At 57.9% G+C, this 22873-nt stretch carries 24 protein-coding genes; 9 read left to right on the top strand and 15 right to left on the bottom strand.

What is annotated here, in order from left to right; genetic code table 11:
* Positions 1-78 precede the first annotated feature (78 nt).
* Genes Q1K23_RS01895 through Q1K23_RS01945 form a run of 11 tightly spaced genes read right to left on the bottom strand, consistent with a single transcriptional unit; the run spans position 79 to position 11119 of the window.
* On the bottom strand, positions 79-306 hold the full coding sequence (locus Q1K23_RS01895; RefSeq protein ID WP_300361700.1) for a hypothetical protein: 228 nt from the start codon (positions 304-306) through the stop codon (positions 79-81).
* On the bottom strand, positions 303-1271 hold the full coding sequence (lpxD, locus tag Q1K23_RS01900) for a UDP-3-O-(3-hydroxymyristoyl)glucosamine N-acyltransferase (RefSeq protein ID WP_300361703.1): 969 nt from the start codon (positions 1269-1271) through the stop codon (positions 303-305). The genes Q1K23_RS01895 and lpxD overlap by 4 nt, the downstream gene beginning before the upstream one ends.
* Positions 1268-1741: an acetolactate synthase small subunit gene (gene ilvN, locus Q1K23_RS01905; protein ID WP_300361706.1), complete on the bottom strand. Its 474-nt coding sequence runs from the start codon at positions 1739-1741 to the stop codon at positions 1268-1270. Before ilvN ends, lpxD begins: the two co-directional genes overlap by 4 nt.
* Positions 1742-1743: 2 nt before the next feature.
* A complete protein-coding gene (locus Q1K23_RS01910) occupies positions 1744-3435 on the bottom strand; it encodes an acetolactate synthase large subunit (protein ID WP_300361708.1) in 1692 nt (563 codons plus the stop codon).
* Positions 3436-3495: 60 nt separating this feature from the next.
* A complete protein-coding gene (locus tag Q1K23_RS01915) occupies positions 3496-4425 on the bottom strand; it encodes a phosphatase (protein ID WP_300361711.1) in 930 nt (309 codons plus the stop codon).
* The gene (locus tag Q1K23_RS01920; protein WP_300361713.1) at positions 4422-6527 is read right to left on the bottom strand and encodes a hypothetical protein; all 2106 of its coding nucleotides are present in this window, start codon (positions 6525-6527) and stop codon (positions 4422-4424) included. Before Q1K23_RS01920 ends, Q1K23_RS01915 begins: the two co-directional genes overlap by 4 nt.
* A 9-nt stretch (positions 6528-6536) precedes the next feature.
* Complete coding sequence (ilvA, locus tag Q1K23_RS01925; RefSeq protein WP_300361716.1) at positions 6537-7748, bottom strand: threonine ammonia-lyase; 1212 nt, start codon at positions 7746-7748, stop codon at positions 6537-6539.
* Positions 7745-8173: a CoA-binding protein gene (locus Q1K23_RS01930; RefSeq protein ID WP_300361718.1), complete on the bottom strand. Its 429-nt coding sequence runs from the start codon at positions 8171-8173 to the stop codon at positions 7745-7747. The genes ilvA and Q1K23_RS01930 overlap by 4 nt, the downstream gene beginning before the upstream one ends.
* 57 nt (positions 8174-8230) lie before the next feature.
* Complete coding sequence (locus tag Q1K23_RS01935) at positions 8231-8782, bottom strand: archaemetzincin family Zn-dependent metalloprotease (protein ID WP_300361720.1); 552 nt, start codon at positions 8780-8782, stop codon at positions 8231-8233.
* A gap of 1 nt (position 8783) precedes the next feature.
* Positions 8784-10883 (bottom strand): ferrous iron transport protein B, encoded by a 2100-nt coding sequence (gene feoB, locus Q1K23_RS01940; RefSeq protein ID WP_300361721.1) that lies wholly within the window; start codon positions 10881-10883, stop codon positions 8784-8786.
* Positions 10880-11119 (bottom strand): FeoA family protein, encoded by a 240-nt coding sequence (locus Q1K23_RS01945; RefSeq protein ID WP_300361723.1) that lies wholly within the window; start codon positions 11117-11119, stop codon positions 10880-10882. Before Q1K23_RS01945 ends, feoB begins: the two co-directional genes overlap by 4 nt.
* Before the next feature lie 195 nt (positions 11120-11314).
* Here Q1K23_RS01945 and Q1K23_RS01950 point away from each other — a divergent pair, with 195 nt between their 5' ends.
* Both Q1K23_RS01950 and Q1K23_RS01955 read left to right on the top strand, forming a co-directional pair.
* Entirely contained in the window at positions 11315-11830 is a 516-nt protein-coding gene (locus Q1K23_RS01950; protein WP_300361725.1) for a rhodanese-like domain-containing protein, read from the top strand.
* A gap of 24 nt (positions 11831-11854) precedes the next feature.
* Positions 11855-12340, top strand: a complete 486-nt coding sequence (locus tag Q1K23_RS01955) for a DUF2780 domain-containing protein (RefSeq protein WP_300361728.1) — start codon at positions 11855-11857, stop codon at positions 12338-12340.
* Between the two features lie 184 nt (positions 12341-12524).
* On the opposite strand, the gene trmA is transcribed toward Q1K23_RS01955, so the two are convergent.
* Genes trmA through Q1K23_RS01975 form a run of 4 tightly spaced genes read right to left on the bottom strand, consistent with a single transcriptional unit; the run spans position 12525 to position 16061 of the window.
* Entirely contained in the window at positions 12525-13643 is a 1119-nt protein-coding gene (trmA, locus tag Q1K23_RS01960; protein ID WP_300361731.1) for a tRNA (uridine(54)-C5)-methyltransferase TrmA, read from the bottom strand.
* Between the two features lie 51 nt (positions 13644-13694).
* Positions 13695-14438, bottom strand: a complete 744-nt coding sequence (gene fliP / locus Q1K23_RS01965) for a flagellar type III secretion system pore protein FliP (protein WP_300361734.1) — start codon at positions 14436-14438, stop codon at positions 13695-13697.
* 14 nt (positions 14439-14452) lie between these two features.
* Complete coding sequence (locus Q1K23_RS01970) at positions 14453-15286, bottom strand: flagellar motor protein MotB (protein ID WP_300361737.1); 834 nt, start codon at positions 15284-15286, stop codon at positions 14453-14455.
* A gap of 10 nt (positions 15287-15296) precedes the next feature.
* On the bottom strand, positions 15297-16061 hold the full coding sequence (locus Q1K23_RS01975) for a motility protein A (protein WP_300361740.1): 765 nt from the start codon (positions 16059-16061) through the stop codon (positions 15297-15299).
* 219 nt (positions 16062-16280) lie between these two features.
* Here Q1K23_RS01975 and glmU point away from each other — a divergent pair, with 219 nt between their 5' ends.
* The 7 genes from glmU to truA are packed head-to-tail and all read left to right on the top strand — an operon-like array spanning position 16281 to position 22823.
* Positions 16281-17579 carry a bifunctional UDP-N-acetylglucosamine diphosphorylase/glucosamine-1-phosphate N-acetyltransferase GlmU gene (gene glmU / locus Q1K23_RS01980; protein ID WP_300361743.1) on the top strand — a complete coding sequence of 433 codons (1299 nt, stop codon included), beginning with the start codon at positions 16281-16283 and terminating at the stop codon, positions 17577-17579.
* A gap of 4 nt (positions 17580-17583) precedes the next feature.
* Complete coding sequence (coaBC, locus tag Q1K23_RS01985; RefSeq protein WP_300361746.1) at positions 17584-18849, top strand: bifunctional phosphopantothenoylcysteine decarboxylase/phosphopantothenate--cysteine ligase CoaBC; 1266 nt, start codon at positions 17584-17586, stop codon at positions 18847-18849.
* Positions 18846-19604: a hypothetical protein gene (locus tag Q1K23_RS01990; RefSeq protein ID WP_300361749.1), complete on the top strand. Its 759-nt coding sequence runs from the start codon at positions 18846-18848 to the stop codon at positions 19602-19604. Before coaBC ends, Q1K23_RS01990 begins: the two co-directional genes overlap by 4 nt.
* Positions 19605-19612: 8 nt before the next feature.
* On the top strand, positions 19613-20296 hold the full coding sequence (locus Q1K23_RS01995; protein WP_300361752.1) for a di-trans,poly-cis-decaprenylcistransferase: 684 nt from the start codon (positions 19613-19615) through the stop codon (positions 20294-20296).
* Positions 20296-21081, top strand: a complete 786-nt coding sequence (locus Q1K23_RS02000) for an A24 family peptidase (RefSeq protein WP_300361754.1) — start codon at positions 20296-20298, stop codon at positions 21079-21081. Before Q1K23_RS01995 ends, Q1K23_RS02000 begins: the two co-directional genes overlap by 1 nt.
* Complete coding sequence (locus tag Q1K23_RS02005) at positions 21074-22093, top strand: LptF/LptG family permease (RefSeq protein WP_300361757.1); 1020 nt, start codon at positions 21074-21076, stop codon at positions 22091-22093. Before Q1K23_RS02000 ends, Q1K23_RS02005 begins: the two co-directional genes overlap by 8 nt.
* A 1-nt stretch (position 22094) precedes the next feature.
* The gene (gene truA, locus Q1K23_RS02010) at positions 22095-22823 is read left to right on the top strand and encodes a tRNA pseudouridine(38-40) synthase TruA (protein WP_300361760.1); all 729 of its coding nucleotides are present in this window, start codon (positions 22095-22097) and stop codon (positions 22821-22823) included.
* The last annotated feature ends 50 nt before the right edge of the window (positions 22824-22873 follow it).

A 22873-nucleotide genomic window follows, 5' to 3' on the forward strand; every position in this document is an offset into this window, starting at 1 on the left:
GCGGGGCAGACGGACCATCTTCGATGTTCCGGGAAGCGAAACATTCCGCTTCTCTTACGCTGGCAGAACCAGTTTTTCCTAAAGCGTTCTCTTCGCTTCCTGGAGGGCTGCGATCACTTCGTCGAGGTTCTCGACGGGGATATGGACTTTCCAGTCCGGTTCTTCGTTCTCTTTGTTGAGCCAGATGCCGACGCTCACGACCGGAGCGCTATCTTCACCGTATGGCTCTTTTACAGTGGCGACGGTGATGACACCGTTTTCGGCACTGGCCAGCGGGATTTCCCTGATGATTTCGGTCTTTTTCATTTCGACTCCTTCTTCGATGATTTGAGCAGACGTGACAAAAGCGCGTTGAGCTTCAGCCAGCGTTTGTGCTCCATGATGGGGTATCCGGCATAGACCTTCCCGCCCGGGAGTGACTTGGTCACGCCCCCTTTGGCGGCAATCTGGGCGAAAGCCCCTATGGTCAGATGCCCCATCGCGCCGCTTTGGCCGCCCATGACGACGTTTCTCTCCAGGATCGTCGATCCGGCGAGCCCTACCTGTCCTGTAAGCAGAGAGTGTTCTCCGATGATGCAGTTGTGTGCGATCTGTACGAGGTTGTCGATCTTCGCCCCCTTCTTGACGATGGTGGGTTCGATGGTGCCTCTGTCGATCGATACGTTCGACCCGATTTCGACATCCTCCTCCACGATCACGTGGCCGAGCTGATAGAGTTTGACGTGTTCGCCGCTCTTCGTATGGGCGAATCCGTAACCGTCACTCCCGATCACCGTGTTGGCGTGGATGATGCAGCGGGGTCCGATCGCCGTTTCGTGATAGAGCGTGACATTGGGATAGATGAGCGTATCGTCACCGATCGTCACACCGTCACCGATGTAACACCCCGGCATGATCGTCACCCGGTCTCCCACCACGACATCTTTCCCGAAGGAGACATTCTCCCCGATGCGGCACTCCTCTCCGAAAACCGGCTCGGCACCCGTCTCTCTCATGGGTTCCGGCGCGAAAAGCCGGCTGGCGAGGGCCAGTTTCAGATAGGGCTCCCCGTCGATCAGAGCGATGGTCCCTTCGGGGACTTCGTCGGCATATCCGGGCGCCACGATGACGGCACCCGCTTTCGTATCCCTCAGATCTTTCAGATATTTCGGATTGTCCAGAAAGGAGAGCCGGTCGGAACCGGCGTTTTTCAACGTACCGAGTCCGGAAATCTCGATATCGGGCCCTTCGTAGGCGATGCCGATCCTGTGCGCCAGTTCGCTAAGCTTCATTCGCGCTCCATAGCGACGACACCACCCCGGACGATCTCTACCGGGTGGAACCGCTGGGCCGCTTCGATGAAGTGCTTGACCCGCTTGGGCTCGTCGGCGACCATCGTGATGATGTGCTGGCTGCTGACGTTGGCGATGCCGCCGTTGTAGGCTTCGCAGAGAGCCTGGATGTTGGCCAGCGACTCGTTGATCGGAAATTTCATCATCACCATCTCCTTCTCGACCATCTCCTCGTGCTCGATCACCTTGTAGGTCGGGATCAGCTTGTGGAGCTGCTTGATGATCTGCTCGATGACCCGGACGTTGCCTTTCGTCTCGATCGTCAGACGCGACATGTCGCTTTCGGGAATCGGCGCGACGGTCAGGGTTTCGATGTTGTAGCCCCGGGCGGCGAAAAGGCTCGTGATGCGGGCGAGGACACTGTGTTCGTTCTGTACGATTACCGAAATTACTCTTCGTTCCACTTTCATCGTCAATCCTTATATTCCAGCATCATATTGTAGAGCGTTCCGCCGCTCGGTACCATCGGAAGCACGTTCTCTTCCCGATCGACGATGACGTCGATCATCGCCACGACCCCTTTGTTCACCGCATCCTCCAGCGCCTCGTCGAACTCCTCTTTCGTCTCCACACGGTACCCGACACCGCCGCACGCCTCGGCCAGACGCACGAAGTCGGGCTGGAAGCTCAGGTCGGTTTCGGCGTACCGTTTGTCGTAGAAGAATGTCTGCCACTGGCGGACCATGCCCAGGTAGTGGTTGTTGAGGATGATGTTGACCACCGGCAGGCGCGCCTCCACCGCCGTCACCAGCTCCTGGATGTTCATAAGGATCGATCCGTCGCCCGTGAAGTTGACGCTCACCTTGTCCGGCACGCCGCGCTTGACACCCATCGCGGCCGGAAAACCGAATCCCATCGTACCCAGCCCTCCGCTGGTGACCAGCTGCCTCGGATGGCTGAAGGGGTAGAACTGCGCCGTCCACATCTGGTGCTGCCCCACATCGGTGGAGATGATGGCTTTGTCTCCGAGTATCTCGCCGACGCGCTTGATCACCCACTGGGGCTTGATCACCTCGTCGCTGTCCTCGAAACGCATCGGATGGATCTCGTTGTAGCGTTTGAGGATGTTGCGCCACGCCTGGTACCGGTCGGGATCGACGCACTCCTTGACTTTGGGCAGCATCACCTCCAGAACCTCTTTGAGATCGCCGACGATCGGGTAGTCGACATCGACGAGTTTCCCGATGGAGCTGGGATCGATGTCCACATGGATCACCTTCGCGTGCTTGGCGAACTCGGAGAGTTTTCCCGTGACACGGTCGTCGAAGCGGGGTCCCAGGGCGATCATCAGATCCGCCTCGCTCATGGCCATGTTGGCCTGGTAGCTTCCGTGCATACCCACCATCCCCAGCAGCAGCGGATCGTCGTGGCGCAGGGAGCCTCTGGCCATCAGCGTCTCGACCGCCGGTATCTGCGTCGCCTGGACGAATTCACGCACCAGATCGGCACTGCCGGAGCTGATGACGCCGCCGCCGAGATAGAAGACGGGACGCTTGGCGTTGCAGATCGCTTCGGCCGCCTTCTTGATCTGGCGCACGTTGCCTTTGGTCGTCGGACGGTAGGTCGGCAGATCGATATGGGTCGGATACTCGAACTTCGCCAGCTCCGCCGTCACGTCTTTGGGTATGTCGACGTGGACGGGTCCCGGTCTTCCGGATGCGGCGATGTAGAAAGCCTCTTTCAGGATATGGGGAAGCTCTTTGGCACTGCGTACGAGGTAGTTGTGTTTGGTACAGGAGCGGCTGATACCGGTGGCGTCGATCTCCTGAAAGGCGTCGGTGCCGATCATCGTGATCGGCACCTGCCCGCTGATGACGACCATCGGGACCGAATCCATATAGGCGGTGGCCAGACCCGTGACGGCATTGGTGAAGCCCGGCCCGCTGGTTACGAACGCGACACCGACCTTTCCGGTGGCCCGCGCGTAACCGTCCGCCGCATGGACAGCCGCCTGCTCGTGGCGGGTCAGTATGTGCCTGAAGTCGTTCTGCTTGTAGATTTCGTCGTAAACGTTCATGATGGCGCCGCCGGGATAGCCGAATACCGTATCGACCCCCTCAAGCTTCATCGCCTCGATCACCATCTGTGCGCCGGTCATCTCCATGGCCGCATCTCCTCAGGTTAGAAATTTGCCGATTTTAACCTAAAAGCGGTTAATTCACGGTTAATTATCCCCTTTTCGTATCTCGCTTCCCCTCTGCCGAAGACACTCGAAGATGGCGGCTCCCTCCCGCAATCCGTCGTCGATGACCACCGCCTCCTCGAAGCCAAGTATTTCGTAAAGACGGTCGAAAATCATAATACCCGCGGCGATGAGATCCTCGCGCCCCACGCCGACGAGTCTACGGCGCTCTTCGACATCCAGGGAGAGAAGCCGCTGCAGCTGCACCCGCAGATCCTCCCGCACCAGGGAGGTTCCGTTGATTTTCGAGCCGTCGTAGGAGGCGTAGTCCATCCCCCGTTTCATCGCCGCTACGGTGGTCGGCGTACCCGCCGTCGAAACGAAGAGTTTCGGCCGCATACCCCGCTCCTTTGCCTCTTTGACGAACGCTTCCACCGGTTTCATCCGCTCCGCCAGAGCCGCCTCGATGCGCCGGAGCGTCCCGTATCTTTGGGCCATCGTCACGATACCGACCGGAAAACTGCGGACCGTGACGGTATCTTTCGCCACGAAAACCACCTCGGTGGAGCCGCCGCCTATGTCGACCATGACGAAATCCTCATGTTCGAGTCCCAGCTTCTGGAGACGGATTCTCACCGCCAGAAGGGTCAGTTGCGCCTCCTCCTCGCCCGATACGATACGAAACGACAGGCCCGTACGCCGTCTGATCTCTTCGAGTACCTCTTCGCCGTTTTCGGCACGGCGGATCGCCTCGGTCGTCACAGCCACGACAGGCTGGGAAAAATCGAGCACCTTTGAGGCTTCCCTGGCCGCCTCCACGACCCTTTCGACCGCGTCGGGAGAGATCCGGCCGGTTTCGACCATGCCGTCGGCCGTGCGCACGATCTTTTCGTACCGGCCCGTCACTTCGAGATTTTCACAGGAGAGCTCCACGGCCCGAAAGGTGTTGGAGCCCAGATCGATTCCGATCATAGCTCTTCACCCGTCACGATATCCGCAGGCAGCGAAGCGGGCTCGATCTCCCCCACATCCCTGGGTTCCAACCCTTCGTAGGCACCGATTTTCCCTCTCATCCTGAGCCATGACCCGATCTCGTCGTCGAGGCCGAAGAGTTTCAGATAGTTGTCGATGGCGCGTTCGGTCGCTTCGGGGGGAGCCTTTTCGATCTGTTCGATGTAGGCCTGTTTGAAAAGAGAGATTATCTTGTAGCGTTTCTGCGGCATATGCATGAAGGGGGCGAAAATCCTGGCGAGGGCCGCGGCGTCGCCTCTGGAAGCGTAGAGTTCACCCTGTTTGACGACCTTCTGCCACGCCTCTTCCAGATTTTTGACGATCTGGGTATCTTCGAGAATCGGATAGTGCTCCAGCATCCTGTAGATCGCGTCGTAGTTCTTTTCGGCGAAATAGCGCATCGCCGAAGCGTAGAGATTGGCCTCCTCCTTCAGCTCCTCGGCCAGGTCACGACGGTTTGGAAACTCCAGCAGCTGGGAAGCGAGTCTCGCAGTCTCCGCGTAATGGCCCTTTTCGAGTTCCACCCGCGCTTTGTGGGCGATCGCATCCGCCAGCCGTTCGATCTTCCTGTACTCCTCGAGCTCCCGGATGGCGGGATAGCGCTTCGCCAGCTCGATCGCCCCTTTGTAGTCTCTTTTCTGGACCAGTTTCATGAAGAGTTTGTAGATCTCCCTCTCCGCCAGCATCGTCTGGATCGGTACGCTCTTGGAGGAGATCCCCCTGAAAGGTTTCAGAAGCTCTCGGACCCGCTCCTCTCCGCCGTTTTGGAGAATGATCTTTTTGGCTTTGGCGAAAACCGACCGCCACTCCTCCTCCATCTTTCTGTAGTGGCGGTTGCGCTTGAGCATCGGGTACTGGGCCGCCAGAGAGTAGGCGAGCTGGTATTTCCGGTTTTCGACAGCCGTTTTGAACTTCTCGTACATACGGTAATCCTGCATCAGCTGCTGGATCGAAAGCCGCTTGGCGCTATCCGCACTGAAAGGTTCCAGGACTCTCTTCGCCTCTTCGCGCCTCCCCTCCTCCAGCAGAGCGATGGCTCTTTCGAAAGCATCCTCCCACAGCATCTGCAGACGTGTGTAGGGGCGGCTGTATCGCAGCAGCGGGTTCTCTTCCGCAAGCCGGTAGGCTTCCGCCAGATCTCCCGATGCGATCGCCTCCTCCATCTTGTCGCTCTCTTTCAACGGGCTGTTGAATGTCACTTCGCCGTTGTCGAGGCCCACGATCAGATAGTTTCCCGTCTCGGCGTAGGCGATTTTTCGGATCGGTTTGCCGTAATTGAGATAGCGGAGCGAAAGCATTTCGTAGCTCTCCAGATCGTAGAGGGAGACCAGGCCGCTCCTGTCCGCGGCGAAAAGAAAGCGGTCGTCGGGCGTGACGCAAAACGACGTCACTTCATCCAGCATCTTCCTGAGACGTTTGATCACCTTCTGCTCGAAGTAGTCCCAGACGACGATCTCGCCGCTCTTGTCCGCTGCGACGAGGCGGTGGCCGCCGATGAATTTGACGACGTTGATGGCGCCTCCGTGGCCCCGCAGGCGGAAATGGCGTGAGAGGGAGGAGATGTTGGTGACCTGGATCTTCCGATCGAAGCTGCCGGTGGCCACCCACTGTCCGTTGGGGCTGAAGTCGATCGCCGTCACGAAATCGGCATGGTGGGGCAGCGAAGCGACCATGCGGCCCGTCACGAGGCTCCAGAGAAAGGTTTTGCCGTCCTGGCCGCCGGTGGCGAGATAGTCGTGCCTGTCGCCGATACAGAGACTCTCCACATCGCCTTCGTGACGTTTGAAACGGTAGATCAGGCGTTTGTGGATGCCGCTGAAGACCGCGACGCCGCCCTTTTTGACGGAAAACGCGACGAAGCGTCCGTCACGGGAGATATCGGTCCCCTGCAGAAGATGGGGATCCTGTTCGATGGAGGTTTTGAAGCCGCCCAGAAGGTCGACGGGGTCGAGCTTGAAAAAGCGCACCGTCGCCTCCGCGTCGACGATGGCCACCCGCTTCCCTTCGATCGGCTTGAGGGCGGTGATCGCTGCGTTGAACTGGAGCCTCTTTTCGATGATCATGGGCTGTTTTCAGTGTTCCTCTTCGAAACGGTATCCATGTTCGTGCAGCAGGTTTTTGATCAGCTGCTGATGCTCCCTGCCCTTGGTCTCGACGGCGACGGAGACGTAGGCGTCGCCGAACTTGAGATCGAGGGAGGTGCGGTCGTAGCCGATCTGGACGATGTTGGCCTGGGCCTCTTTGAGAATCTCCGTCAGTTTCATCAGACTGCCCGGTTTGTCCACGAGCGTGACGACCAGTTTCATCTTTCGGTAGGATTTCAACAGACCCTTCTCGATGATGACCGAGAGCATCGTCACGTCGATGTTCCCGCCGCTGAGAACCGTGACGATTTTCGCCTTTTCTGGCAGATTGAGCCGCCGGTGGATCAGAGCTGCGACCCCCACGGCCCCTGCCCCTTCGACCACCAGTTTCTGTTTCTCGAGCAGATAGAGAATGGCGTTGGCGATCTCGTCGTCACTGACGAGCACGATGTCGTCGACATAGCGCAGAATGTACTCGAGCGTCGTCGGCGAGGTGTCGCGTACGGCGATACCGTCGGCGATGGTCCGCACACCCGTCGTGTCGATCGGCTGCCTGGCGTCGAAAGAGAGTTTCATGGCCGGTGCCCCTTCGGCCGCCACGCCGATCACCTTCGTCTCGGGCGAAAGCGCCTTGACGGCGACGGCGATGCCGCTGATGAGCCCGCCGCCGCCGACGGGAACCAGTATGGCATCCGGTTTTTCGCACTTGTCCAGGATCTCCAGCGCGATCGTCCCCTGTCCGGCGATCACTCTGTCGTCGGCGAAGGGGTGCACGAAGACGCGCCCTTTCTCTTTGGCGTACTTCACGGCGTAGGCGTAGGCCTCGTCGTAGTTTGTGCCGTGTAGAACCACTTCGGCCCCGTAGGATTTGACGCCGTCCACCTTCGTCAGTGGCGTCGTCTCCGGCATGACGATCGTCGCGGGGATACCGAAATATTTGGCACCCAGCGCCACGCCCTGGGCGTGGTTGCCCGCCGAGGCCGCGACGACGCCTCTGGCCCGCTCCTCGTCGCTCAACGACGCGATCTTGTTGAAAGCGCCCCGTATCTTGAAAGAACCCGTGTTCTGCAGGTTCTCCTTCTTCAGGTAGACTTCGAAGCCACTGGTTTCGCTCAGTTTCGGCGCATAGGAGAAGGGAGTCTCCACAGCGACCTTGCGCACCTCCTCGCGGGCGGCTTTTATATCTTCGAGTCGGATCATGCGAGATTTCTATGATCGACCATGGCGCAGCGGCTCTGGACCACTTTCATGCCCGCTTTTCGCGCCTCATCCGCCGCTTCGTTGTTGACGATGCCCGCCTGGAGCCAGACCACCTTCACATCACCCCGCTCTTTGCACGCCTCGACGATGGGACCGACCGCCGCGGGCTTTCTGAAGATGTCCACCATGTCCACATTGCCGGGGATCTCTTTCAGGGAGCGGTAGACCTTCTCTCCCAGAATCGTCTCCTCTTTCGGATAGACCGGAATGATCCTGTATCCCGCCTCCTGGAGATATTTGGCGACACGGTGGCTGTCTTTGGTCGCGTCGGGCGAAAGACCGATCACCGCGATCGTTTTGACCTCCTCGAAAATCTCCCGGATCTCTTCGGGATTGGCGTTGATGGTGGGAAATTCACACTCCATGATGTTACCTTTTGTCTGGATTGAAATTGGTGTGAGTATATCAAAAGCGGGCTGAAACTACGGGCATGAAGCCAGGGCGGCTTCCACTTTGCGGCGGCACTTCTCGCAAAAACGATACCCTTTGATGTCGGTCTGAGCCAGCGTGTTGGAAAAGTGCATGACGCAGTGGGGATCGGGGCAGTGCTCCAGCCCCAGCGTGTGGCCGATCTCGTGGACCGCTTCGGTAAGCAGCCGCCTGAAGAAAAGAGCGTCGTCCGCAGGCGCCCCGTAGAAACGATTGTCGAGCCTCGTCGTCGAGACGACGGCGCAGCGGTAGGGAGCGGAGGCGAGCCCGAAGACGAAATTGAGCCCGCCTTCGTAGATATCGGCATCGGTGATCCCCAGCACGATCTCCCTGGAAGAGGCTTTTCGCGTACAGAGGGCTTCAAGAAGAGAGAGGGCTCGAAACTGGCCTCTGAGAGGATCGTAACCCTCCGCGGGCAGAGGCAGCGGCGCGTCCCAGACCGCCTCGATTCCGAAAATCTCCTCAAGCCTCTCCTTCAGGGGGCCTTTCCATGGCCTCTCCTCTTCGAAAAAGGGGACGAGCCGTATATAGCACCCTGATGTCACGTCAATACCCCATCATATCCAGGAGTCTGTAGATTCCAAAAGCCATCAGCCACGCCAGGACGTTGGGATAGACCAGATAGAATCCCCGCCAGGCCCACTGGGGCACCTCCGCCCAGAAGGTACTCATGGCGGCGATACAGGGCGAGTAGATCATGATGATGACGATCATCGCGATCGCCGCCTTGAACGTCACGTTGTCCCTGAGCCGCTGGATCAGCGTGTTGCTCCGCTCGTCGGCGTCTCCCACGGCGTAGAGTGTCGCCAGCGTCGAGACGACCACCTCCTTGGCCGCCAGTCCCGCCACGACGGCGACCGACATGCGCCAGTCGAAACCGATCGGCGAAAAGAAAGGCTCGATCGTCTTGCCGATGCGTCCCAGATAGCTGTTTTCCAGCGCTTTGGCCGCCATCTCGTTCTCCAGGGCCGCTTTCGCCTCTTCGCTCTGCACCGCTTCGATCTTCCGGGTATAACTCTCTTCGATCGTTCCGCTGTGGGGATAGCTGCTGAGAAACCAGATGATCATCGAGGCGCCCGCGATGAAGGTACCGGCTTTTTTGATGAAGAGTTTCGTCTTGATCCAGAGCTCCATGCCCAGCGCTTTCATCGACGGAAAGCGGTAGGGCGGCATCTCCATGACGAAGGGTTCGGGCTCTCCCTTGAAGAGGACGGTGCGCAGAATCTTCGCGACGATCAGCCCCAGAATCGCGCCGCTGATGTAGATGATGAAGAGAATGTTCCCGGCATGGGCCGTCGGGAAGAAGGCGCCGATGAGCAGTACGTAGACCGGCAGTCTCGCCGAACAGCTCATGAATCCCAGTACCAGCATCGTGATGATCCGGTCGGTCGGGTTCTTGAGAGTCCTGGCCGCCATGTAGGCCGGCACCGTACACCCAAAACCGCTCACCAGCGGAATGAACGCCTTGCCCTGCAGACCGAACTTCTTCATGAAGCCGTCGAGCAGAAAGGCGGTACGGGCCATGTAGCCGGTCTGCTCCAGCAGGTTGATCCCCAGAAAGAGGATCAGGATGTTGGGCAGGAACATGATGATGGAACCCACCGCCGGGATCACCCCGTCGGCCAGTACAGACTGTACGGCCCCATCGGGCAGCGTCGCCTTGACGACGTTGGAGATCTCGGTGAAGGCGGCGTCGATCATATCCATCGGAATCGACCCCACCTCGAAGGTGAGCTGAAAGAGCAGCCACATGAAAAAGAGAAAGATCGGCAGGCCGAAAACGGGGTGGATCAGAAGCCTGTCGAGACGGTCGGTCAGGCTCACCTTCACCTCCGGCTTCTTCACCGCCTCCATCACCAGCGCCTTGGAGAGGGCGTAGCGCTCGTCGCTGAGGATGTCGCTGGTACTCTCCTCGTCGTATTCGAGCTCCAGCTCCCGGTAGATCTTTCCCAGAAGTTCGTGCAGTTCGATGAAGATGGGCAGATCGTGGATGATCTTGTAGATATCCTCGTCCCGGTCCAGAAGCCGGATGGCGATGAAACGGGCGTATTCGGGATCCTTGAAATGGGGCGATTTGTGCAGGACCTTGACGATTTTGTCGATCTGCTCCTCGATCCGCTGGTCGTAGTAGAGTTTGTTTTTGGGCTTGTCGCTCTCGTGGGTGGCGACGATCTGGTCGATGATCTCGTCGACCCCGCGATGCTCTTTGGCCGACGTCAGAATCACGGGAATCCCCAGCAGCTCCTCGAGCTTGCCTTTGTCGATACTGCCTCCCTGCTTCTCCACTTCGTCGATCATGTTGACGACGAGGATCATCTTTTTCTGCATATCCATCAACTGCATCGTGAAGATGAGATTGCGGGCCAGGGTGTTGGCGTCGACGACGTTGACGATCAGGTCGTAATCCTCTTCGTAGAGGTACTTTTTGGCCACATGCTCTTCCGGCGTGTAGGCGTTGAGCGAATAGATCCCCGGCAGATCGATGATCTCGATTTCGTAGTCGCCCCGCTCGATGAAGACCTCTTTCTTCTCCACCGTCACGCCGGAGAAGTTTCCGACATGAAGGCGCGCGCCCGTCACGGAGTTGATGATGGAGGATTTTCCGACGTTGGGCTGTCCGGCCAGCGCCACCCTGATCTTTTTCACGCGGCGCACTCCTTCGGTTCGATGAAGATCGATTCCGCTTCCTCGTCTCTGAGGGCGATCTTCGTACCGTCGCTCTCGATCTCCCATGTCTGCTTGGCCAGGGTATGGTCGAGAATCCTGACCCTACTTCCTTTGGCGAGCCCCAGAGAAAAGAGTCTGCCTTTGATCGGCTCTTTCGCCCGGATACGCACGATGACCCCTTCGCATCCAATCTTGCATGCCGTGATCGGCTTCATTCTCTCCCCTTTCAGTGTGACAGTAATTTTTGCAAATTATAGGGCAAAACCGCTTCAAAGTCAATCGTCTTGATAATCATTTTCAATCTTTCCTTATCTATTACGCACAGATTCATAATAATTCACAATCGATACACGCCGATTATGCTAAAATTTCCCGATCATCCAAAGAAAGTAAGAGAAAGAAGGAGAGTAATGAAAAAAGTGCTGCTGATCGTGATGCTCGGCCTGCTGGGACTGCTTCATGCGGAAGATGTCGTCTATCTCGACGACATCTCCGCCAAAGAAGCGGCGGAAATGGTGAAAAAAGAGGGGGCGATCATCATCGATGTACGCGATCCCGTGGAGTTTCTCTACACGGGGCATGTGCCCGGAGCCGTCAACGTTCCGGTCTTTTTCGTGCGCATCGACCTCCCGCCGCTCGACACTCGCCTCAAAATCGCCGCGCTGGAGCGTAAAAAAGAGAAGGCGATCCACGTGAAAAAGAGTTACCGCCCCATGATGGACGAAAACAAAAACTTCCTGGAAGATGTGAAGAAACTGACCAAAGGCGATCTGGAAAAACCGCTCATCGTCATCTGCCACAGCGGCAACCGGTCGGTTTTCGCCGCCAACAGACTGGCCAAAAACGGTTTCGAAAACGTCTACAACCTCGAAGGCGGCCTCGTTTTCGGATGGATTCCGGCGGGACTCCCTGCGGGCGGACAATAAAATCAACAAAAAAAGGAGAGAGATATGAGAAAAAAAGCGGTACTCACGGTCCTGATAGGCATGGGACTTTCACTTCAGGCGGGCATGTTCGACGATGCCATGAAACAGGTCGGCGGCTATACACAAAGCGCCCAACAGACGACGGAGACGAAACAGGAAAGCAGTGGACTCCTCTCCTCTTTGACCAGCAGCCTCGGCATCACCGACAAACAGGCGGCGGGCGGCACGGCGGCCCTGCTGCAGGCGGCTTCCCAGAGCATGCCCAAAGAGAACTACACGAGCCTTCTCAAAAGCGTCCCGGGATTCGAATCGATCGCAGGCAGCGGACTGGCCGGCAGCGCCATGAACATGCTCGGCGGCGGCGACATGGTGGGCCAGGCCTTCAAAGCCCTCGGCATGGACAACACGATGGTCGGAAAATTCGCCCCCATCATCCTCGAATACGCCAAACAGTACGCCTCACCGGAGAATATCGCACTGCTGAAACAGGCGTGGAGTGCCTTTCTATAAATCTGACGCGTTAAACGGGCAAAGCCCGATTAACGGCGGGGACTGACCGTCCCCTGCACCCCCCTGAAGCTACAAAGGCTTTGCCTTTGAGACGGCCTTTGGCCGGATACGCAACTTTCTATCGACCCATTCAAAACAAAAAGCGAGCGAAGCGCAGCTTTCCCCACTTTTTCATTCTTCATTCTTAATTCTTCATTTTCACCAAAATGACTCCCGCTTCCATATGCGGCGTATAGGCGAACTGGTCGAAAAGCGCCGCGTCCATCACCCTGTGGGTTTTGCTCAGGGTCTCCAGGTCCCTGGTGAGGGTTTCGGGATTGCAGGAGATGTAGAGGATCGTGTCGAATTTTGAAATCAGGCGGCGCGTGCCTTCGTCGAGGCCGGCCCGGGGCGGGTCGACGAGGACCGTGCCGATATCGTAGCTCGAGAGATCGACGTTTTTCAGGCGGGTAAAGGCTCTTTTGCCCTCCAGCGCTTCGGTGAACTCCTCGCTGCTCATCCGTACGAAGGTGATATTGTCGATGCCGTTGAGTTCGCAGTTTTCCAGCGCCGCTTTGATGGAGCGTTTGGAGATCTCGGTGGCGATCGTCTTTTCAAAAAGCGTCGAAAGCGGAATCGTGAAGTTGCCCGCACCGGCGTAGAGTTCGCAGAAATCCCCCCGGCCGTAGCGGTGGGCCTGGGTCATCGCCCAGGCGATCATTCCCCGGTTGACGAACGGGTTGGGCTGGGTGAAACTCTGTTCGTAGTGACGGTAATGCCAGGTGCGGCCGGCGACCTCCAGCGCCTCGGTGACGTACTCTCTCTCCAGAACCACTTTCTGCTTTCTGCTTCGGCCGATGATCCACAGACCCAGCGCCTCCTGCAGAGCCCGCGCCCTCTCTTCCCACGCTTCGTCCAGTTTCCGGTGGTAGAGCATCGTCACCAGCACCTCGTCGGTCGTCGCCGAGAGAAACTCGATACCGAAGAGTCTGCGGGAGAGTTCATCGTCAGCGTCGATCCGCTCCATCAGCTTCCACATTCTCTTCGCGATCGGTTCGGCCACCATCGGGCACTCTTCCAGCGTCACGAAGCGCTTCTTGTCCAGATGGCGCATCGCGTAGTGACAACCCGCCTCGTCATGAAAGATCTTGTACTCCGCCCGGGCGCGGTAATGGGCGTCGGGCGAAGGAAACGGCGTGATCGCCCCCCGATAGAAAGGCTCCAGCATCCCGCTCAGCCGCCCCATCTTTTCGGCCAGCTGCGCCGGATAACTCTTCCCGTAAAGCGAACAACTCCCACACTCTCCAAAATGCTTACATTTCAAATCCTACCCCCAATAACCAATAACTAATGACCAATGACCGGCGCTTCGCGCCTACTTGAAACTCTCTACAAGATTCCCCACCAGCAGATGCCACCCGTCCACCAGCACGAAGATGAGGATCTTGAACGGAAGCGATATCATGACCGGCGGCAGCATCATCATACCCATACTCATCAAAACGGAGCTGACGACCATATCGATGACCAGAAACGGCAGGAAGATCAGAAAACCGATCTCGAAGGCGGTCTTGAGCTCGCTGATCATGAAGGCGGGAAGCAGGATCGGCAGCGTCACTTCCTCCTCCGTCTTGGGATTGGGAAGTTTTCTGATGCGGTAGAAGAGGGCCAGATCGGACTCCCTGGTATTGCGCAGCATGAACTGTTTGAAAGGCTTCACCGCCTCGTCGAAGGCCACTTCGTAGCCGATCTTCTTGTCCATGTAGGGTTTGATGCCGTTGGTGTAGGCCTCTTTGCCCATCGGCTCCATGATAAAAAGCGTCAGTACGAGCGCCAGCGAAACCAGAAGCTGTGTCGGCGGCGTCTGCTGGGTCCCCAGAGCCTGACGCAGAAAGGCGAAGACGACGATGAGCCGCAAAAAGCTGGTCATCACCAGCACCAGCGAAGGCGCCAGCACCAGAAGCGTCAAAACGATGACGATGTTGAGGGTGTTCACCAGATCTTTCGGCTCGGTCGGAGCGCTCACCGAGAGGTTGACGGTGGGGATGTCGACAGCCCCGAAGAGCGGAAGCAGAAGAAACGGCAAAGCGACTATGAAGAGTTTGGGTATCGGTCTCATGCGGGTATTTTAGCCTATTGAGGCTTTAATCCCGCATCGAGAATCGATTGTCTCGCTTTGCCTTCGAGTTCGGGTTCGTTGGAGAAGAAGTAGAGATCGACCCGTCTGTTTTTGGCCCGCCCTTCCGGCGTGGCGTTGGTGGCGATCGGTTTGAATTCGGCGTTGCCGCAGGCCGAGAGACGCTTGGGGTCGACACCGTCCTTGATCAGCTCCTCCACGACGGAGACGGCCCGGGCGGAGGAGAGCTCCCAGTTGTCCCGGTAGGGGCTGGTCGGGCCGGGCTTGGTGTTGTCGGTATGGCCCTGGACATTCACCTGGATCGTGTTGGGCAGCTTGTCGATGATCATGGCGATCCGCTTGATGAAGAGAATGGCGTCCATGTTGTCGATCTTCGCCTCGTCGGGTTTGAAGAGAAGCTCCGCGGGCAGGCGCAGCAGAAAACCCTTTTCCGACTCTTCCAGGGAAACCGGTGTGGCCCCCTGGCTCATCATGATCTCGTTCATCTCGTTTTTGAGAGAGATCATCTGCATCCACATCTTGTTGATCTGCTCCGCCATCCGCGACTGCGTCTGCTGGGCCGTCTCGATCTCGGTGGGTGTCGTCGCGGCCGCGCCGCCGCCCGTGCCGCTCTCCATCCGCCGCTCTTCCAGCTCCGAACGCTCTCCCCCCTCGAGTACGCTCAGGGCCCCGGCGAGCGAGCCCACCGCCTCTTCGAGCTTTTTGGCGTCCATCGTCGACATCGAAAGAAGAAGGACGAAGAAACAGAGCAGCAGACTCATCAGGTCGCCGAACGCCGCCAGCCATCCCGGCAGACATTTGGGACATTCGGGACACTTCTGTTTGGCCATCCGTTATATCCTACTCAAACTGGCTGACCCGTTCGTTGGGAGGCAGGAACGAAAGAAGTTTCGCTTCGAGGGTACGGGGGTTGTCGCCCGCCTGGATCGACATGATCCCCTCCAGGATGATCGTCTTGACCAGGTTTTCGTCGGCGTCACGGATATTGAGAATGTTGGCGATCGGCGTGCCGAAGATGTTGCCGATCATCGCGCCGTACATCGTCGTAAGCAGCGCCACCGCCATCGAGGGACCGATGGCACTGGGATCGGACATGTTCAGAAGCATCGCGACCAGACCGATCAGGGTACCGATCATACCCATCGCGCCGGCCAGTCCCGCCCACTGGTCGAAAATGGCGGCGTTGGCCTTGTGCCGTTCGCTGGTCTGCTCCATCTCGATCTCCAGCAGTTCGCGGATCGTATCGGGTTCGTTCCCGTCCACCGCCATCGAAAGACCCTTTTTCAGAAACTCGTTCTCTTCGTTGTTGGCCGCCGCCTCCAGCGACAGTATGCCGTCTCGACGCGCCTGGGTGGAGTAGTCGACCAGTTTCTTGATCAGTTCCGGTACGTTCTCCTGGGGCGGCTTGATGGCGATCATGAAGATTTTGACGAAATTCTTCATCTGCTCCATTTTGAAGGCCACCAGCAGCGCGCCGATGGAGCCCCCGATGACGATCAGAACCGACGGGATGTCGATATAGGCGCCGATTCCGACACCCATGGCCATCGCCCCGAAGAGCAGACCCAGAATCAATACCAAACCGATGACACTACCTAAGTCCATCGACACTCCTGATTTTTATGAAAAATTACATTTGCGACGAAACGTTCTCCGTGCGTCGCACGTTCCGTTTCGTCCAGTATCAGCTATAAATCGGCAATTTGGAAAGAATGGTAAACAGATGGGAGGTCCAATCTCGAAAAGGCCGTCAAAATTTGGTACATTTTAATCTTAATTGCGTTAAAATCACCTAAAATTCCACATTCCGCAAGAGGTCCATACATGTCTCTATCTGTCATTATACTGGCGGCCGGTCAGGGTACGCGCATGAAATCCGATCTGCCGAAAGTTCTCCATCCCATCAGCGGGCTGCCGATGCTCCACTACGCCATCAAAGCGGCCAAAGCGCTCAGCGACGACATCACCGTCGTCCTCTTCCATCAGGCCGACCGTGTCCGTGAAAACATCGAATCGGCCTTCGAAGGCATCCGTTTCAGGATCCAGGATCACGCCAACTACCCGGGCACCGGCGGAGCCGTCATGAACGTCGAAACCCGCCACGACCGCATCCTGGTCCTCAACGGCGACATGCCCCTGGTGACGGCCGAATCGCTCCGACCGCTGGTCGAGAGCGACGCCGACATCGTCATGAGCGTCTTCGATCTGCAAAACCCCTCCGGCTACGGCCGCGTCGTCGTCGAAAACGGCGAGGTCCAGGCGATCGTCGAGGAGAAAGACTGCACCGAGGAGCAAAAGCGCATCAAAACGGTCAACGCCGGTGTCTACGTCTTCAAAAAAGAGATCATGGACCGCTACCTCCCCCTCCTCTCCAACGACAACGCCCAGGCCGAATACTACCTGACCGACCTGGTCAAGATGGCCCGTGACGAGGGACGTCACATCAAGCCGGTCTGGGTCGAGGAGGAGGCCTTCAAAGGGGTCAACTCCCGCTACGACCTGGCCCACGCCGAAGAGATCATGCAGGAGCGCATCAGAGAGAAGTGGATGCGCGCCGGTGTGACGATGCACCTGCCCCGGACCATCTACATCGATTCCCGCGCCGTGTTCCACGGCGACTGCACTCTCGAAAACGGCGTCACGATCCACGGCGAGACGATCGTCGCCGACAGCCACATCAAATCCCACACCGTGATCGAGGATGCCGACATCCGAAACTCCAGCTGCGGCCCGATGGCCCGCGTCCGCCCCGGCAGTATCCTCGAAGATACCCACATCGGCAACTTCGTGGAGGTGAAAAAATCGCACCTCAAAGGGGTCAAGGCCGGGCATCTGAGCTATCTGGGAGACGCGGAGATCGGTGAGGGGACCAACATCGGCGCCGGTACCATCACCTGCAACTACGACGGTGTCAAAAAATACAAAACGAAAATCGGCAAAAACGTCTTCGTCGGCAGCGACACCCAGTTCGTCGCCCCCGTGACCGTGGAGGACAATGTCATGATCGCCGCCGGTACCACCGTCACCGAGGATGTGAAAGAGGGGGCGCTTGCCATCTCCCGCACACCCCAGAAGATCGTCGAAAACTTCTTCCACCGCTTCTTCAAGACGGGGAAACGGTAGGCGCATGGTCGACCAGATCAGACTCGACGGCAAGAAGATCCTCGTCGGCGTCACGGGAAGCATCGCGGCCTACAAGGCGTGCGAACTGGTACGCCTCTACTTCAAGGCCGGCGCCGACGTCCGCGTCGTCATGACCGAAGCGGCCGCCCGGTTCGTCTCTCCCCTCACCTTCGAGGCGCTCAGCGCCAACCCCGTCGTGACGGAAGGGAACGAGTCGTGGCACGACGACGGCAACCACATCGGCCTGGGAGAGTGGGCCGACCTCTTCGTCGTCGCCCCCGCCACCGCCAACACGATCAACAAGATGGCCTCGGGCATCGCCGACAACCTTCTGCTTCAGACCGCCCTCGCCTTTCCAAAAACGATGCTGCTGGCCCCCGCCGCCAACACCCGGATGATCGAAAATCCCACGACGGTGGCCAACATGAAACGCCTGGCCCTCCACCGCATCGAGACCGTCGAGCCCCAGACGAAGCTGCTGGCGTGCAACACGGTGGGCAAAGGGGCGATGGCCGAACCGGAGACGATCTTCGCGGCGTCGCTGAAACATCTTTTCGAAAAAGAGTATTGGAAAAACCGCCGGGTCGTCGTCACCGGAGGCGGCACGATCGAAAAGATCGACGACGTCCGCTACATCTCCAACTTCTCCAGCGGCAAGATGGCCGAAGCGCTGGTGACGGCCCTCTACGCCAGAGGCGCCGACGTCTGCTATATCACGACAAGAGAGCCCCGGAGCATCCCTCCGGTCCACGTCATCCGGGTCGAAAGCGCGAGAGAGATGATGGAGTACACCGAAGACGCCCTGCGCGTGGCGAAAAAAGGGGTTTTGACCAAACCCTCCTTCCACTCCGCTTCGGAGCGGCCGGAGCTGATCCGGAAGACCCCCTGGCTCTTCATGGTCGCCGCCGTCAGCGACTACCGTCCCGCCTACGAGCAGCGCGGCAAGCTGAAAAAGGAGACACTGGGAGAGCGCTGGCAGCTGGAACTGGTCAAAAATCCCGACATCGTCGCCTCCATCGACAAGAGCGGCATCAAAACCGTCGCCTTCAAGGCGGAGACCGATCCTCTCAAAGGGCTCGAACACGCCGAGCGGGCGCTGCGTGAAAAGGGTGTCGACGCCGTCGCTCTGAACATACTGACCGGCAGCGAAAGTTTCGGCAGCGACACCAACGCCGTCACCCTCGTCACCGAAAACGGCCGTATCGAAATCCCCCAGGCCAACAAGATCGACATCGCCTTCTCGATGCTGGAGAGCCTCGAAGATCTATGATCTACGGCCTCACACCCGTCAAGGCGGCCCAGGCTCTTCTGGGCAGACTGGCCGCCATCGAAGTGAACGCCCTGCTTCAGCTGGGCATCGAAGTCCTCGAAAAACAGGATCATCAGCGCTTTCTGATCCGCATGGGGCAGCACACCTTCACGACCAAAAGCGACACCCCTCTCGTACCGGGCAGGGAGTACTGGGTCGAGATGGCACAGACAAGGGAGGGGATCGTCCATCTCAGACGCATCCATCCCAAACCTCTGCTGCTTCAGAAAACTCTTCCCGAGGGGTTCGATCTGCGTTTTCTTAAAGAAATAGCGAAAACGTCCGATCCTACGAACAGACTCAGGGAGCGTCTGCTGCAGGCGATGGCGACGACGGAGAGCAAAACCCATTTCCAGAATCTGACGCAGCTTCTTCTCTCCCTCCATCAGGGCGTCGTCACCCTGCCGATCGAAGAGCGCGGCAGAAAGATGCTTCTGCAGATGCGAAAGAGGAAGAGGAACGAAGTTTTAAACGAAAAAAGTGTAGAATTTTATGCAGCTATGAACAACCTCGGCCCGGTAGAGGGCACGCTCTACCTCTCGGGCGGCCGCCGCACACTGGTGCTGGAGCTCTTCTATCCCAAAAGCGTGTCGCTGCTGGAACGGGAGAAGGGGAATCTCGAAGGATTCGACCGCGTAGAGATCCGCCACAGAACCGAGGCCGTTCATCCCTTCTGGGACGGTGAAAGACCCGGACTGCTCGATATCAAAGGTTAATCTGTTTTATGAGCAATATCGCACGACATATCGCCATTATCATGGACGGCAACGGACGCTGGGCCACCGAAAGAGGACTCAGGCGCGTCAAGGGACACGAACGGGGCGCCGAAGTGGTTCGGACACTGACCACCCACGCCTCCAACCATCCGGAGATCGAAGTCCTGACCCTCTACGCCTTCAGCACCGAAAACTGGAAACGGCCGAAGATGGAGGTCGATTTCCTGATGCGGCTTTTGAACAACTACCTGAAAAACGAAACCGAAACCTACATCCGCAACGAAGTGCGTTTCGAAACGATCGGCGACATAAGCCGCTTCTCCCCCGCCCTGCAGGAGCAGATCGCCAGACTCAAGGAGACGACGAAACACTTCTCGAAACTGACCCAGGTCCTAGCCCTCAACTACGGATCGCAGGACGAGATCGCCAGGGCGGCGAAATCCCTCTGCGAGGGCGGTGAAGAGATCACGATCGAAAGCCTAGAAAAGAGCATCGAAAGCTCCAGATTCGGCCCGGTCGATCTGCTGATCCGCACGGGAGGCGAACAGCGCCTCTCCAACTTCCTGCTCTGGCAGTCGGCCTATGCGGAACTCTTCTTCACGCCGACGCTCTGGCCCGACTTCACGCCCGAGGAGCTCGAGAGTATCATCGACGACTTCAAAAAACGCCAGCGGCGCTTCGGGGGGATATGATGGCGCTGCTTTTCGCCCTTTTCATCGGACTGGCCATCGGATCGTTCCTGAACGTCCTGATCGTGAGAATCCCCAAAGGCGAAAACGTCGCCTTTCCGCCATCCCACTGTCCCGTCTGCGACAACGCTCTGAAGTGGTGGCACAACATCCCTCTCGTTTCGTGGATTCTGCTAAGAGGCAGATGCGCCTACTGCCAGAGCCCCATCAGCCGCCTCTACCCCACGGTCGAGCTGCTGACGGGGCTGCTCTTTCTGGTACTGGCGATGAAACTGGGTCTGACGGCCGAATGGTTCGTGACCTCCCTGATCTTCTCCCTTCTGCTGGCCCTTTCGGTCATCGATTTCGAGTACTACGCCGTGCCCGATTCTCTCAATTTCACGGCGCTGGGGCTCGCCCTTTTGATGCCGCTATTCATCTTCGGATGGGACTGGGCCGTGGACGGTCTCAAAGATTTTTCCTGGTATCAGCAGATGCTGATAGAGCGCTTCAAAGACGCCGCCATCATGGCTGCCTCCTTTTTCGCCCTGGGGCTTTTCGTCAAATTCCTGATCAAAAAGGACGCCCTGGGCGAAGCCGATATCGTCATCGCCGGCACGATGGGGGCGATGCTCGGCTTTCCGCTGGTGCTGGTGGCCATCTACGTTTCGGCACTGCTGGCCATCGTCCCGGCACTTTTCGCACGGGGCCACATGGTCCCTTTCGTTCCCTTCCTGGCACTGGGCACATGGATCACCTACATCTTTTCGGATACTTTCATGCAGTGGTGGAACATGCTCTATGCGTAACATTTCGGGCTACCTGATCAGAAGTTTCAGCGGACTCTTCTTTTCGATCTTTCTGCCGATCATCGCCATCGGCTCGCTGATCCTCTTCGTCCGTATCGCGAAAATCACGGAAGTGACGCAGATGAGTTTTTCGGAGATGCTGCTGATGTACAGCTACTTTCTGCCGACCATCCTCTTCTACACCCTTCCCATCACCTTCTTCGCGGCCCTGACCCTGACGATGGTCAAACTCTCCAACGATTTCGAAAACATCGTCCTCTTCTCCTTCGGCGTCTCGCCCCACCGGCTGCTGAGATTTTTCGGTCCCGTCACCTTCGCGACGGTAGCGCTTCTGCTGCTGCTCTCCCTGGCGCTCATACCGATCACCAAGCAGCTGACCAAATCCTTCATCAGCTACAAAAGCGTCCACGCCGTCCTCAATGTCGAACCGAGCCAATTCGGCCAGAAGTTCGGCGACTGGCTCGTCTTTCTCGAATCGAAGGACGAAAAGGGGAATCTGCACGACATCGTCCTCTACAACGCCGCCGATCCGAAGGAGGAGCAGGTACTCATCGCCAAAAAAGGTGGATTCGTCAACGAAAAGGGGATCGTCGGACTGAAACTCGAAAACGGTGAAGCCTACCGCATCCGCCATGACGTCATCGAACAGATCAACTTCAAAGTGATGAAGATCTACGACACGTCGACCCACAAAGCCTTCACCTACCACAACCTGGCCGAATACTGGCTCGCGGCCTTCACCGACAGAAAACGGCTCAAAGATTTCATCATTTTCATCGCCGTCAGCCTCTTTCCGCTGATCACCCTGTTCTACGCCCTTGTTTACGGCATCATCCATCCCAGATACGATAAAAACTTCTCCTATGTGGCCATCTTCGCCGTTACCACCCTCTACTACGGCGTCATTTCGAGCATCGCCAAAACCTCGCCGGTCGGCTCGGTCCTCTTTCTGGCGCTCTTTCTGACGGCGGGGGCGGCACTCTTTTACCGGAAAGTCCAGAAAAGGTTCTGACATGCGCGTCAAAGCGGTCATCGCCTACGACGGGTCCGCCTTTTACGGATTCCAGTCCCAGACCACGACACCCAAAACGGTCTCGGGCGCCCTCGCTCGGGCGGCGGCGAAACTGGGAATCCACACTCCCATACTCGGCAGCGGACGCACCGACCGGGGCGTCCACGCCACGGGACAGGTGATCCATTTCGATCTTCCTCCCCACTGGCGGAAAGATCCGGAGAAACTGCGTGTCATGTTCAATCGCCTTCTCAAACCCCATATCCATATCAAGCACATCGCACAGGTTCACGACGGTTTCCACGCCCGCTTCGACGCGAAACGGCGCATCTACCGCTACGTGCTGAAACGGACCGAACCGACCCCTTTCGAGATGCCCTACACGCTCCATGTCCCGGACATCGATACCAAAAGACTCGCCGAAGCCCTGCGGCGTTTCGAAGGCACCCGCGACTTCGCTCTTTTCCACAAAAAAGGGAGCGACCCCGGCTCCACGGTACGCACGATCTTTAGCACTCGGGTCGAAACCTTCAGAAACTATACACTGCTCTATCTCGAAGCCGACGGATTTCTGCGCTCCCAGGTGCGGATGATCACCGCCGCCGCCCTCCAGGCGATGCGGGGCGAACTGACTTTGGAGCAGATCGAAGAACAGCTCGAGGGGAAAGAGCAACACACGACGCTGCTGGCCGAGCCACAGGGGCTCTATCTGGCACGGGTGATTTATTGAGTGTTGAGTGTTGAGTGTTGAGTGTTGAGTGTTGAGTGTTGAGTGTTGAG

Source organism: Hydrogenimonas sp. (genome assembly GCF_029933015.1).
In the GTDB taxonomy this organism is placed as follows: domain Bacteria; phylum Campylobacterota; class Campylobacteria; order Campylobacterales; family Hydrogenimonadaceae; genus Hydrogenimonas.

What these genes read in the sequence shown, in the direction of transcription:
- Q1K23_RS01920 (WP_300361713.1), bottom strand. Translation starts at nt 6,527, where the DNA reads ATGATCATCGAAAAGAGGCTCCAGTTCAACGCAGCGATCACCGCCCTC.
- Q1K23_RS01990 (WP_300361749.1), top strand. Translation starts at nt 18,846, where the DNA reads ATGATCTACGGCCTCACACCCGTCAAGGCGGCCCAGGCTCTTCTGGGC.
- ilvA (WP_300361716.1), bottom strand. Translation starts at nt 7,748, where the DNA reads ATGATCCGACTCGAAGATATAAAAGCCGCCCGCGAGGAGGTGCGCAAG.
- Q1K23_RS01970 (WP_300361737.1), bottom strand. Translation starts at nt 15,286, where the DNA reads ATGGCCAAACAGAAGTGTCCCGAATGTCCCAAATGTCTGCCGGGATGG.
- Q1K23_RS01910 (WP_300361708.1), bottom strand. Translation starts at nt 3,435, where the DNA reads ATGGAGATGACCGGCGCACAGATGGTGATCGAGGCGATGAAGCTTGAG.
- fliP (WP_300361734.1), bottom strand. Translation starts at nt 14,438, where the DNA reads ATGAGACCGATACCCAAACTCTTCATAGTCGCTTTGCCGTTTCTTCTG.
- Q1K23_RS02000 (WP_300361754.1), top strand. Translation starts at nt 20,296, where the DNA reads ATGGCGCTGCTTTTCGCCCTTTTCATCGGACTGGCCATCGGATCGTTC.
- Q1K23_RS01950 (WP_300361725.1), top strand. Translation starts at nt 11,315, where the DNA reads ATGAAAAAAGTGCTGCTGATCGTGATGCTCGGCCTGCTGGGACTGCTT.
- glmU (WP_300361743.1), top strand. Translation starts at nt 16,281, where the DNA reads ATGTCTCTATCTGTCATTATACTGGCGGCCGGTCAGGGTACGCGCATG.
- Q1K23_RS01945 (WP_300361723.1), bottom strand. Translation starts at nt 11,119, where the DNA reads ATGAAGCCGATCACGGCATGCAAGATTGGATGCGAAGGGGTCATCGTG.
- Q1K23_RS02005 (WP_300361757.1), top strand. Translation starts at nt 21,074, where the DNA reads ATGCGTAACATTTCGGGCTACCTGATCAGAAGTTTCAGCGGACTCTTC.
- truA (WP_300361760.1), top strand. Translation starts at nt 22,095, where the DNA reads ATGCGCGTCAAAGCGGTCATCGCCTACGACGGGTCCGCCTTTTACGGA.
- Q1K23_RS01955 (WP_300361728.1), top strand. Translation starts at nt 11,855, where the DNA reads ATGAGAAAAAAAGCGGTACTCACGGTCCTGATAGGCATGGGACTTTCA.
- ilvN (WP_300361706.1), bottom strand. Translation starts at nt 1,741, where the DNA reads ATGAAAGTGGAACGAAGAGTAATTTCGGTAATCGTACAGAACGAACAC.
- Q1K23_RS01915 (WP_300361711.1), bottom strand. Translation starts at nt 4,425, where the DNA reads ATGATCGGAATCGATCTGGGCTCCAACACCTTTCGGGCCGTGGAGCTC.
- coaBC (WP_300361746.1), top strand. Translation starts at nt 17,584, where the DNA reads ATGGTCGACCAGATCAGACTCGACGGCAAGAAGATCCTCGTCGGCGTC.
- lpxD (WP_300361703.1), bottom strand. Translation starts at nt 1,271, where the DNA reads ATGAAGCTTAGCGAACTGGCGCACAGGATCGGCATCGCCTACGAAGGG.
- Q1K23_RS01895 (WP_300361700.1), bottom strand. Translation starts at nt 306, where the DNA reads ATGAAAAAGACCGAAATCATCAGGGAAATCCCGCTGGCCAGTGCCGAA.
- Q1K23_RS01995 (WP_300361752.1), top strand. Translation starts at nt 19,613, where the DNA reads ATGAGCAATATCGCACGACATATCGCCATTATCATGGACGGCAACGGA.
- Q1K23_RS01930 (WP_300361718.1), bottom strand. Translation starts at nt 8,173, where the DNA reads ATGGAGTGTGAATTTCCCACCATCAACGCCAATCCCGAAGAGATCCGG.
- Q1K23_RS01975 (WP_300361740.1), bottom strand. Translation starts at nt 16,061, where the DNA reads ATGGACTTAGGTAGTGTCATCGGTTTGGTATTGATTCTGGGTCTGCTC.